This window comes from Aliihoeflea aestuarii (genome assembly GCF_024105665.1).
Lineage (GTDB): Bacteria > Pseudomonadota > Alphaproteobacteria > Rhizobiales > Rhizobiaceae > Aliihoeflea > Aliihoeflea aestuarii.
Map to the genome: position 1 here is coordinate 323,840 of NZ_JAAAMK010000003.1, position 11,865 is coordinate 335,704.

At 63.1% G+C, this 11,865-nt stretch carries 10 protein-coding genes; 1 reads left to right on the plus strand and 9 read right to left on the minus strand.

All coding sequences use genetic code 11. The features are described from left to right. Positions 1–3: 3 nt before the first annotated feature. The 8 genes from GTW25_RS09275 to GTW25_RS09310 form a co-directional block, all read right to left on the minus strand. Entirely contained in the window at positions 4–654 is a 651-nt protein-coding gene (locus GTW25_RS09275; RefSeq protein ID WP_252911773.1) for a thiamine diphosphokinase, read from the minus strand. 52 nt (positions 655–706) lie between these two features. After that, positions 707–1,564 (minus strand): RNA polymerase factor sigma-32, encoded by an 858-nt coding sequence (locus GTW25_RS09280; protein WP_252911774.1) that lies wholly within the window; start codon positions 1,562–1,564, stop codon positions 707–709. A 271-nt stretch (positions 1,565–1,835) separates the two neighbouring features. Then, positions 1,836–2,414: a CarD family transcriptional regulator gene (locus tag GTW25_RS09285; RefSeq protein WP_252911775.1), complete on the minus strand. Its 579-nt coding sequence runs from the start codon at positions 2,412–2,414 to the stop codon at positions 1,836–1,838. Positions 2,415–2,860: 446 nt separating this feature from the next. Continuing rightward, positions 2,861–3,199, minus strand: a complete 339-nt coding sequence (gene fdxA, locus GTW25_RS09290; RefSeq protein WP_252911776.1) for a ferredoxin FdxA — start codon at positions 3,197–3,199, stop codon at positions 2,861–2,863. Between the two features lie 123 nt (positions 3,200–3,322). Beyond that, the gene (locus GTW25_RS09295; RefSeq protein WP_252911777.1) at positions 3,323–3,703 is read right to left on the minus strand and encodes an RNA-binding S4 domain-containing protein; all 381 of its coding nucleotides are present in this window, start codon (positions 3,701–3,703) and stop codon (positions 3,323–3,325) included. A gap of 15 nt (positions 3,704–3,718) precedes the next feature. After that, complete coding sequence (locus GTW25_RS09300; protein ID WP_252911779.1) at positions 3,719–6,790, minus strand: helicase-related protein; 3,072 nt, start codon at positions 6,788–6,790, stop codon at positions 3,719–3,721. 326 nt (positions 6,791–7,116) lie between these two features. After that, the gene (locus tag GTW25_RS09305; protein WP_252911780.1) at positions 7,117–7,845 is read right to left on the minus strand and encodes a beta-ketoacyl-ACP reductase; all 729 of its coding nucleotides are present in this window, start codon (positions 7,843–7,845) and stop codon (positions 7,117–7,119) included. A gap of 96 nt (positions 7,846–7,941) precedes the next feature. Further along, on the minus strand, positions 7,942–9,129 hold the full coding sequence (locus tag GTW25_RS09310) for an acetyl-CoA C-acetyltransferase (protein ID WP_252911781.1): 1,188 nt from the start codon (positions 9,127–9,129) through the stop codon (positions 7,942–7,944). A gap of 188 nt (positions 9,130–9,317) precedes the next feature. On the opposite strand from GTW25_RS09310, the gene phaR reads away from it, so the two are divergent. Then, positions 9,318–9,929, plus strand: coding sequence for a polyhydroxyalkanoate synthesis repressor PhaR (phaR, locus tag GTW25_RS09315; RefSeq protein WP_252911782.1), 612 nt, complete (start codon positions 9,318–9,320; stop codon positions 9,927–9,929). A gap of 240 nt (positions 9,930–10,169) precedes the next feature. On the opposite strand, the gene GTW25_RS09320 is transcribed toward phaR, so the two are convergent. After that, entirely contained in the window at positions 10,170–11,759 is a 1,590-nt protein-coding gene (locus GTW25_RS09320) for a gamma-glutamyltransferase family protein (RefSeq protein WP_252911784.1), read from the minus strand. Positions 11,760–11,865 lie beyond the last annotated feature (106 nt).

Sequence of the window (11,865 nt, forward strand, 5' to 3'; positions counted from 1 at the left end):
CGTTCAGGTCGCGCCGAGGGGATGCGCTATGAGAATTGCCCGCCCGCTTCGAAGCGAGACCGCGAGATCGCCGACGACCTCATTGGACAGCGTCAGCGACGAGCCGAAGGGAACGTCGCGTTCGGTGAGCGGCCAGCGCGCGCCGACCAGCGTAAGACCGTCCAGATCGGTCATCGCCAGGACGGAGAAGAGCGATCCGGAGGGCAGGTCGAACCCTTGCTTACCGAAGCGCAGGGGTATTCCTTCTTCCGTACCGCTCGTCAGGCGCATGTCGATGCCGCTTTCGGACAGTCTGATTGCAAGCGCCAGATGCAGAAAGGCGTGATCGGCGCGTGGACCGCCGAAGGCGCCGACGAGGGTCAGCGATTTCGCACCGCGGGCGAGCGCCGCCTCGACGGCGATCTCGCCATCCGTCAGGTCCTTGGCGGCCGGGAAAACCTCACGCTCCACATCGGGGAAGGCGGCGTCGAGACGATCATCGACCGAATCGAAGTCTCCGGTCCACAATTCGGGGCGCAGGTTCAAGATGCTGGCATGGCGCATACCGGAATCAGCAGCAATGACGCGGCTGCCGGCGATCTGTCGTGCCAGACGATCTGTTGGTACGACATCGCCGCCGAGAAGGATCGTGAAATGTGTGGAAGGCGCATTCATGGTGCGCCCGTTTAGCAAGCCGAACCGAAAAGCGGAAGCGACGTCGGAAAGATCAGGCGGTCGCGGCCATTTCAGGGTTGCCGTCGACGAGCGCCGCGCGAAGCTTTTCCAGAGCACGGCTTTCGATCTGGCGAACGCGTTCTTTCGAAATGCCGAGACGTTCGCCCAGCGATTCCAGCGTCGCGCCGTCCTCGCGCAGTCGGCGTTCGCGGATGATCTTCAGTTCGCGCGGGTTGAGCGCCGTCAATGCGCCGGACAGCCATTTGGTGCGTCGCTCGCCATCGATCGCCTCGGTGACGACTTCGTCGGGCAGCGGCGCGTCGGAGGGAAGAAGCGACATGCGATCGGAACTGCCCGAATCTTCCATAACAGGGGCATTGAGGGATGTGTCGGCGCCCGAAAGGCGGGCATCCATGATCGCCACATCGGCTTCGTTGACGCCGAGCGCGAGCGCGACCTGACGATAAAGATCGGTGTTGGAGAGGTTCTCCGTTCCGCTTTGCAATTTCGCGCGAAGCCGGCGCAGATTGAAGAACAAAGCCTTTTGCGCGGAGGACGTGCCGCCGCGAACGATCGACCAGTTACGCAGGATGTAATCCTGCATCGACGCGCGAATCCACCATGTCGCGTAAGTCGAAAAGCGTACTTCGCGATCAGGCTCGAAGCGCGCGGCAGCCTCGAGCAGGCCGACATGGCCTTCCTGGATGAGATCGCTCATCGAGAGGCCGAAATGACGGAATTTCGAGGCCATGGAAATGACCAGGCGCATATGCGCCGTGGTGATCTTGTGAAGCGCCTGCTGGTCCCGGTTTTCTTTCCACTGGATCGCCAGTTCCATTTCCTCGTCGCGCGCGAGGTAAGGCGCCTTCATGGCGGCCCGGATCATCGACCTTCTAGAGCTGGTTTCCATACCCGATCGCTCCCAATTCATTATGTGGTCTTGCCATCGGTATGATCTGCGCCAGATACTGGATCATCGAACTTCCATTGCCGACATTACCGACGTGGCGCGCCACGTCGCACGCCTGCTACGCAACGCGGGATGTCTGTGCAGGTTCCACAATCGCCGCATTTTTGCCCAGATGCGGATGGGCCGGGGCAGCGTCTATCGAAGGATCGGCAACCCGGAAATGAAAGACCCGGCGCAAGGCCGGGTCTTGAAGAACGCTCGGACGGGCGGCTTATGCCGCTTCTTCCTGTTCGGTCTCCGCTTCCTCGTTGTCGGCCTTCGCGCCGCGCTTGGGACCCTTGTTCAGGTTGAGCTCGATGAGACGCACCGCTTCCGTCTCGGACACGCGGTTGACGGCTCCGATCTCGCGGGCCATGCGGTCGAGCGCGGCCTCGTAGAGCTGGCGTTCGGAATAGGACTGCTCGGGCTGGTTCTCGGCGCGGTAGAGGTCGCGCACGACTTCCGAAATCGAGATCAGATCGCCCGAATTGATCTTTGCATCATATTCCTGAGCGCGGCGCGACCACATGGTGCGCTTCACCCGCGCCCGGCCCTGAACGACCTTGAGGGCGCGATCCACATAATCCGTCTCGGACAATTTGCGCATGCCGATCGACGTCGCCTTGGCGACCGGCACCTTGAGGCGCATCTTGTCCTTCTGGAAGTCGATGACGAAGAGTTCCAGCTTGTGACCTGCGACTTCCTGATCTTCGATGGCCGTGATCTGACCGACGCCGTGAGCAGGGTAGACGATGTATTCGCCGGTCTTGAAACCGTTCTTGGTCGCGGACTTCTTCTGTTGGGTTGCCATACGCCCGATACTCCCTGTTGCGATACCGGCCTCTTCAGGACCGGTCATCCGGAATGGCCGGAATGCCGGCCGGCATAGTGTCGGGACAAATGCGGAGGTCGGTGCCAGGAGCTTTGCGGCCAAGTCCACTCACATGAGTTGACTGCGGCCCAGATCGCCTGGTCCGTATTCAATTCCGCCTCTCAGTGATTAGTGCGCTTGCGCAATGAATCGACGTTTGTCACCGGTATTTCGTAAATGTGTAACACAAAATGTGGACAGAATCAACCATTTGCACTAAGTGGCGCGCCGCGTGCGCCCCATCGGTCGCCGATGATTCGCCGCGCTGCGGCGTGATGCCGCAACCGGCAGGCGCAAAATTACGGCGCGTCATGCGCAAAAAGACGCCCGGCGCTCATTGCAGGCAGGTTTTGCGGCCAGTCGCCGCATAAAGCTGCATTCTGGGTTCAGTCGCCGGTGCCGGGCTCGCCCGAAAAATACTTTTCGAACTTGCCCTCTTCGCCGTCAAATGCCTTGGCATCCTCCGGCGGCTCTTTCTTGGCCGTGATGTTCGGCCATTTCTGGGCATATTCGGTGTTGATCTCGAGCCATTTGTCGAGACCCGGCTCGGTATCCGGCTTGATCGCGTCGGCCGGGCATTCCGGCTCGCAGACACCGCAGTCGATGCACTCGTCGGGATGGATGACGAGCATGTTGTCGCCTTCATAGAAGCAGTCGACCGGACATACCTCGATGCAGTCCATGTATTTGCATTTGATGCAATTGTCGGTGACGAGGTAGGTCATGCGCCGGCTCCGGCCTTCCAAGCTTGCAAGTCTGTCCGGCAGGTCAGGTAGACCCTTGCTCGCTCGCTTGCAAGAGGCGTCCAATGCGCCACAAACGCGCGCAGCGGAATGGATTTCTACGGATCAGTCCCTGCCTTCGAACCGATCGATCGCCCGGCGTTCCCGCTTCGTCGGCCGGCCGGTGCCAGGGTCGCGTTCGGCAGTCGGCACTTCGGCGGGCAGCTTTGCCTCCAGAGGCGATGACAAATCCTCATAAAGCGTGCGCGCTTCTTCCGCCGGTCCGCGACGGGTCCCAGGCGCGACGACCTTCAGGACGAGGATACGCCGGTCGAGCGTGACGGTCAGCACGTCGCCCGGCTTCACATTGTGGGCGGCCTGGTCGATCTTTTCGCGGTTCAACCGAACCTTGCCTGCCTGAACGATCTTCGCGGCCAGCGAGCGCGACTTCACCACGCGGGTGAAGAACAGCCATTTGTCGATGCGCTGGCGCGCGGCGTCGGTCATTGCGGGTTTCCGGCCCTATTTCTTCAACTGCTCCTTGAGCGCGGCAAGCTTTGCGAAGGGCGAATCCGGGTCGATCTTCGCAGGACGTGCTTCGCGTGGCGGCTGTGCTTCCCAACGACGATCCCCGCCCGGCTTTCCGTCCGGCCGTCCCTGTGGCTTTCCACCCTTGCGCGGCGCGCCCTTGGCGCCATCGCGGCGCTCGTCCCGGCCCTTGCCGCGAAAGCTCCGCTTCTCGCCCTCGACCTTGCCGTCCTCGGTGCGAGCGCCCTGCTGCGGACGCTGGTTGTTGGTGCGCGCGTTGCGATTGCCGTGCTCGCGGCGCGGCCGGCCGTCGAAGCGACCCTGACGCCAGACGGTGATGGTCTTCGGCTCTTCCGGTTCGGTCGCAACAGCTTCGGCGGTAGTGGCTTCAACAGGTGCTTCGGGCGTCGTTTCACCAGTGCTTTCGACGGGCGCGACCTCTTCGGCGGCAGTTGCAGGCTCGGTCGCCTCTTCGCCCGCCGGCTCGGCTTCAGCCTGTTCTCCTGCCGCCTCACTCGGAACGACCGCTTCCTCAGCCGGCTTTTCCGCCTCTGCTTTCGCCTTCACTTCCGCGTCAAAAGCCTCGAGCTTCGCCTTCACTTCCGCTTCCGGCTTCACGTCGCCGCGATAACCAAGCCCTTTCAGGATCTCGTCCATATCCTCGGCAGTCGCGCCGAGGATCGACATCATGGCGGGGGTGACGATGAACGCATTGCCGTCGAACGCGCCGTCGGGACGCGCGCCTGTGCCGGCCTTCCAGCCGAGCGCGGGACGGATCAAATCGGCGAGGCGTTCGAGGATGTCGACGCGGACGGCTCGCCGACCGAGATTGCGATAGCCGGCAAGGCGGTAGAATTCCTTGTCGATCGCCTGATCGATCACCAGCGACGTGCGGCCCGATGCCAGCGCGTTGACGACGTCGCCGAAGCCGGGCTTTTCCTTGCCGTCGTTCTTCAGCGCCCACAGGAGCGTCACGATTCCCGCGGGTCCGGGCTTCAAAAGCGCGGGCACGAAGACATGGAACGCGCCGAAGCGTACGCCCAGACGGCGAAGGGCCGCGCGCGCTTCCTGGTCAAGGCCGCGCACGTCCTCGGCCACGTCGCGCCGGCTCAAAAGGCCGAAGCTTTCGACGAGCCGGAAGGCGATGCCGCGCGCCATGCCCGACAATTGCTCGGCGGCGGTCAGGTCGAACAGCGGTTTCAGCGCCGTCTCGATCTGGTAATTGACGAAACGGTCGATGCGCGCGGCGACCTTGTCGCGCGCCGCACCCGTCAATTGTTCGTCGGCAAGCAGGATCGCGCGCGGACGCAGCGCGTCATCACCGGCCGTCAGAACGGCGACGGGCGCGCCCAGCCAGCGCACGAGGCCGTCGGCCGTCAGCGCGAAATCGCCATTGCCGCAGGCCGCGAACCGCTCGGCGCGCGTTTCGAATTCGCCCGCGAGGATTTTCTGCGCGGCGGCGCGCACGGCCTTGGCGTCCTCGCCCTCCGCCTTCTGGTCGGCGGTGAAGCGGAAGCCCTGCAGCTCGCCCACATGATGGCCTTCGACGAGAACCTCGCCGGCCGGATTAATTTCAGCTTCAAGCATGCTATTTTCTCTTAAGCGCCGCATCAGCACCGATGTCCTGCGGTCTACGAAGCGTTTCGTCAATCGTTCGTGGAGCGCATCGGACAGTCTGTCCTCGATATCGCGTGTTTTTTCCTGCCAATGGACCGGATCGGCAAGCCATCCGGGCCGGTTCGAAACAAAAGTCCAGGTCCTGATCTGCGCGATCCGGTGCGAGAGCGCGTCGATGTCGCCGCCGGTCGCGTCTGCGCGACGCACCTGCTCGGCCATGTAATCTTCATCGACATGCCCCTTGGTGGCCAGATCGATGAAGATCGATCCGATGAGTTCGGCGTGCTGTGCAGGCGCGATGCGGCGATAGTCGGGCAAAGCGCAGGCGTCCCACAAAAGAGCGACGCGCTTTTGCGTATCGGCCAGCGCGCGGATGCGCTCGTCCTGCGCCAGAATATCCAGTGCCTTCGCATCGATGGCCGGCAGCGCGCGTGCCAGCCCTTCGATAGGCGGCGGCGTATCGATCGAGCGCTTCAGCGCATCGATGGAGGAGAAGTCGAAGACGGCGCTGCGCCATTGCAGGACTTTCACGCTGTCGAAATTATGCGCCTCGATGCGCTCGACCAGTTCGTCCGGCAGCGGATCGACCCGACCGGTCACACCGAACGTCCCGTCGCGCAAATGGCGGCCGGCGCGACCGGCGATCTGGCCGAACTCGGCCGGCGTCAGTTCGCGATACTGGAAACCGTCGAATTTGCGGTTCTGGGCGAAGGCGACGTGATCGACATCCAGATTGAGCCCCATGCCGATCGCATCGGTGGCGATCAGGTAATCGACGTCGCCGGACTGATAGAGCTGAACCTGAGCATTGCGCGTGCGTGGGCTGAGCGCGCCGAGCACGACGGCCGCACCGCCGCGTTGGCGGCGGATCAGTTCGGCGATGGCATAGACCTCGTCTGCCGAGAACGCGACGATGGCCGTGCGGCGGGGCAGGCGCGTCAGCTTCTTGGAACCGGCATAGGCCAGATGCGACATGCGCGGGCGTGTGACGACCGAAATGCCGCGCAGGAGCTTTTCGAGGATCGGGCGCATGGTCGCCGCGCCCAGAAGCAGCGTTTCCTGACGTCCGCGCAGATTGAGAATGCGATCGGTGAAGATATGCCCGCGCTCGAAATCGGCGGCGAGTTGCACCTCGTCGATGGCGACGAAGGCGGCATCCGTCTCGCGCGGCATCGCCTCGACCGTGCAGACCGAATAGCGCGCGCCGGCCGGGACGATCTTTTCCTCTCCGGTGACGAGCGCGACCTTGGCCGCGCCGACCTTCTCGCAGACGCGGGTGTAGACTTCACGCGCGAGCAGCCGCAGCGGCAGGCCGATGACGCCCGATTCATGCGCGACCATGCGCTCGATGGCCAGATGCGTCTTGCCTGTATTGGTCGGACCGAGGATCGCGGTCACGTCGCGGCCGGAGACGATGAAAGGCTGCGACGGGCGAGGCTGAATGTTCATCTGTCCAAAAAAATCTTTCGGGCGGGCATCGCGTCGAGAACGGTTAGCATCGTGGTCCTGTCAAGTGAATGGCCGGACGGCACGCGCGCCCCACATAGTGTGTCGGCTCGACATGCGCCAGCCATTGCCGCGACAGAGCGCTGCGGAACGGGACCCGAACGAACCGGGACCGAATCGCTGACTCTTGTGATTCACGTTCTGTTCCGATTCGGATTTCGCGCCTTCACACCGGGACATTTTATCCACTGCTTGTCCACAGGCTTCGCACTGCATGTCCACATCGTCGCGACGCCCGCAGCCGGGCGTCGCGCGCGCGATCGGCACGATCAGGCGACGAATTGCCCGCCATTGGCCGAAATCGTCGAGCCGGTTATGAAGCTTGCGTCGTCGGAGGCCAGGAAGACAACGCAGCGCGCGATTTCCTCCGGTTCGCCCAGCCGTCCGACCGGAATCTGCGCGATGATCCCCTCGCGCACCTTTTCCGGTACAGCCATGACCATGTCGGTGCCGATATAGCCGGGGCAGATCGCGTTGACGGTGATGCCGGCCTTCGCGCCTTCCTGCGCCAGCGCCTTGGTGAAGCCGATATCGCCGGCCTTGGCGGCGGAATAGTTTGCCTGTCCCATCTGCCCCTTCTGGCCGTTGATCGACGAAATGTTGATGACACGACCGAATTTGCGCTCGCGCATACCGCTCCAGATCGGGTGCGTCATGTTGAACAGACCCGTCAGGTTCGTATCGATGACCTCGTTCCACATATCGGGCGTCATGCGGTGGAACATGGCGTCGCGCGTGATGCCGGCATTGTTGACCAGCACGTCGATCGGCCCGATTTCCGCCTCGACCCTTGCGATGCCGTCCTTGCACGCCTCGTAGCTCGAAACGTCCCATTTGAAGACCGGAATTCCGGTCTCGGTCTTGAAGGCGTTCGCCTTCTCGTCATTGCCCGCATAGGTCGCGGCAACCTTGTAGCCGGCGGCCGTCAGCGCCTGCGAGATGGCTGCGCCGATACCGCGCGAGCCGCCGGTGACGAGTGCTGTGCGTGTGGTGGTCATCTAGAGTGTTCCTCCCCTTTTTGTTGAGGGAAACACGGAATGAGGAAATAGGGAAAGAGAGCCCCTATTTCCCTTCTCCCTATTTCCCGTCTTTCCTTAGTTCATGGCTTCCACGCACATGGCGACGCCCATGCCGCCGCCGATGCACAGCGTGGCAAGTCCCTTTTGTGCGCCGCGGCGCTTCATTTCGAAGAGCAGCGTATTGAAGACGCGCGCGCCCGATGCGCCGATCGGGTGGCCGATGGCGATCGCGCCGCCATTGACGTTCACGATGTCCGGGTTCCAGCCCATATCCTTGTTGACCGCGCAGGCCTGCGCGGCGAAGGCTTCGTTGGCCTCGACGAGATCGAGGTCCGCGACCGACCAGCCGGCCTTGTCCAGCGCCTTGCGCGAGGCGGGAATCGGACCGGTGCCCATGATCTGCGGGTCGACGCCGGCCGTCGCCCAGGAAACGATGCGGGCCAGCGGCTTGATCCCGCGCTTGGCGGCTTCATCCTCGCTCATCAGCACCACGGCGGCCGCGCCGTCATTGATGCCGGACGCGTTCGCCGCGGTGACCGTGCCCTCCTTGTCGAAAGCGGGTTTCAGCTTCTGCATCGCCTCGATCGTCGCGCCGTGACGGATATATTCATCGTCCTCGACCACGACGTCGCCCTTGCGGGTCTTGATCGTGAACGGGACGATCTCGTCCTTGAACTTTCCGGCCTTCTGTGCGGCTTCGGCCTTGTTTTGCGAGGAAACTGCGAACTGATCCTGTTCCTCGCGGGTCAATTGCCACTGGCGTGCGACGTTCTCGGCCGTGTTGCCCATGTGGTAGCCGTGGAAGGCGTCCCACAACCCGTCCTTGATCATCGTGTCGATCATCTTGAAGTCGCCCATCTTCTGGCCGGCGCGCATGTGCGCGGCGTGGGGGGCCATCGACATGGATTCCTGACCGCCGGCGACGATGATCTTCGCATCGCCGGTGGTGATCTGCTGCATACCCAGCGCGACCGCGCGCAGGCCGGAGCCGCAAAGCTGGTTGAGGCTCCAGGCGGTCGCCTCCTGCGGAATGCCGGCGGCCATAGCGGCTTGCCGCGCCGGGTTCTGTCCCTGCGCCGCCTGCAGGATCTGGCCCATGATCACCTCATCGACATCCGCACCGTCGATGCCGGCGCGCTCGAGCGCGGCCTTGATGGCGGCAGCGCCCAGTTCATGGGCGGGAACGGTCGCAAACGCTCCATTGAACGAGCCGACGGGTGTGCGCGCCGCGCTGGCGACGACGATGGAAATTTTCTCGGACATGTAGGTTACTCCGGTCAGAACGGGCGCATGCGGCGCTTTTGTCCATTTCTTGCCGGTTCGCCGCCGTTAGTCAAACCGGCAAAGGAAGAACGTGCACTGCACAAAGCGCTTTCATTTGCACGCCTTTTGCGCATATCCTTTGCGCTTGCCGAGCGGAAACAGTCGGTTAATCCCTGGGAGCCAGCCTTATGCCCGCAAAGAAGAACGAACCGGTCGTCATCAAGAAATATGCGAACCGGCGGCTCTACAATACGGGCACGAGCACCTATGTGACGCTCGAGGACCTGGCCGAGATGGTCAAACGCGGCGAGGAATTTTCCGTGCAGGATGCGCGCTCTGGCGACGACATCACCCATTCCGTCCTGACGCAGATCATCTTCGAACTGGAGAACCGCGACGGACAGAACATGCTGCCGATCCCGTTCCTGCGCCAGTTGATCGCCTTTTACGGCGACCAGATGCAGATGGTCGTGCCGAGCTTCCTCGAACAGTCGATGGTGGCCTTCGCCAAGGAACAGGAGCGGTTCCGCCAGCAGATGAAGGATGCGGTCGGCAAATCGCCGATCGGCATGATGCCGATGGCCGCGCCCTTGAAGGCGATGGAGGAGCAGGCGCTGCGCAATGCCGAACTCTTCCAGAACGCGATGCGCATGTTCACGCCGTTTCCGGTTCCAGGTGCGCCGGACGCCGGCAAGCCGGACACCGCAGGCGACAGTGATGCGAAGGGCGGTGACGACCTTTCCGAACTGAAGGAGCAGATCGCCGCGATGCAGCGCAAGCTGGACCAGATGGGGAACTGAGGCGACTGACGGTAAGACGCGAGGTCTTTACCCGGTCGAACCGTCAAGGCCTGGATTCCTGTGACCCCCGTGACAAGCACGGGGGCAGGCGAGCACAGGAATGACGATTGCAGTTTTGTTGAGGTGAAATTTCGAAGTTTGCGGTTGGCATCAACCTAGATGCCGTCATTCCTGTGCTTGTCACAGGAATCCAGGTTTCGACGGATGATGTAGATCGTTACGTCTGAGAATATTCAGGGTTCACCACCCCATCGCGCAGCCGTCCTTGCGCGGGTCGGAGCCGCCGATCAGGAAGCCCGAAGCCTCGTCGATGACGATCGCCTGGCCGCCGCCATGCGGGCTTTCGGCATCTCTTACCGTGTGACCGCGCGCTTCGAGGTCCGAGCGAACGGCGGAACCGATGCCCGCTTCGACACGTAGCGCCTCGTCGTCATCGCCCCAGAAGATGCGCGGATGATCGATCGCCTGTTGCGGATCCATGCCGTGATCGACCATGTTGGACATCACATGGGCGTGGCCCATCGGCTGGTAGTCGCCGCCCATCACGCCGAAGGAGATTGCCGGTTTTCCGCCGCGTGTCGCCATTGCCGGGATGATCGTGTGCATCGGCCGCTTGCCCGGTCCGATCTCGTTGGGATGGCCCGCAACGAGCGAGAAGCCCGCGCCGCGGTTTTGCAGGGCGATGCCGGATTTCGGCGTCACGACGCGCGAACCGAACGCATGATAGGTCGAATTGATGAAGGAAACCGCGCGCCGGTCGCGATCGACCACCGTCAGATAGACGGTGTCCGATGCGGGCATGTCGGGCGGCGTCACGTCCCCGATGCGCCGCGCAGGATCGAAGCGCGCCGCGAGGCGGTCGATATAGGCGTCGGACAGAAGTTCGGCCGGCGTGACGGTCATCGTTTTCGGGTCGGCGACGAGGTGGTCGCGGACCGAATAGGCGAGGCGTGCGGCTTCGATTTCCAGATGCGCGCGTTCGGCCGAGTCCGGAGCAAGTTCCGCCGCACCGAGCTTCGCCAAAAGGCGCAGGAGGATCAGGGCGGTTATGCCCTGTCCGTTGGGCGGAATTTCGTGCACGTCGAGATCGCCATAGCTGACCGAGATCGTGTCGACCCAGTCGGCCGAGACGGCGGCGAGATCATCTTCCGTCAGGAAGCCACCCTTGGCTTTCACTGTCGCGGCGATCTCGGCGCCGATTTCGCCCTGATAGAATGCCTTCGCGCCGTCCTTGGCGATGGCGCGGAAGGTTGCAGCGAGCGCCGGGGCGCTGTGGCGCGAGCCGACGATCGGGGCCTTGCCCCCCGTCAGATAATGCTGTGCGCCGCCCTCGTCCTTCGCCAGCCATTCGACGGCCTTCGGCCAGTCGCGTGCGACGCGGCCATGGATCGCATAGCCGTCTTCGCCATAGCGGATCGCATCGGCGAACAATTCGTCGAACCCTTTCGTTCCGAAGCGCCGGGCGAGCTTTTCCCAAGCGTCGATCGCGCCCGGCACGGTGACGGCGAGCGCGCCGAATGTCGGCACCTTGTCATGTCCCAGCGCGCGATAACGCTCCGCCTCGGCACCCATCGGCGCACGGCCGGAGCCGTTGAGGCCATGGATCGTGCCGTCGGGCTCGGCGAGGATGACGAAGCAGTCGCCGCCGATGCCGGTCATGTGCGGTTCGACCACGCACAGCGTCGCGCAGGCGGCGATCGCCGCATCGACCGCATTGCCGCCCGACTTCAGCACAGACAGCGCCGTCATGGTCGCCAGCGGGTGCGAGGTCGCCGCCATGCCGTTCTCGGCATAGACGGCCGAGCGGCCGGGCAGGTCGAAATTGCGCATGGGTCATCCTTTCGCCAAAAGGGATAGTTCGCATGTTCAGTTCATGAAGATCAATGATCGATTTTTGTGCATTTGACCTTGCGTCGGCTTCGCATTGCGCTGCACC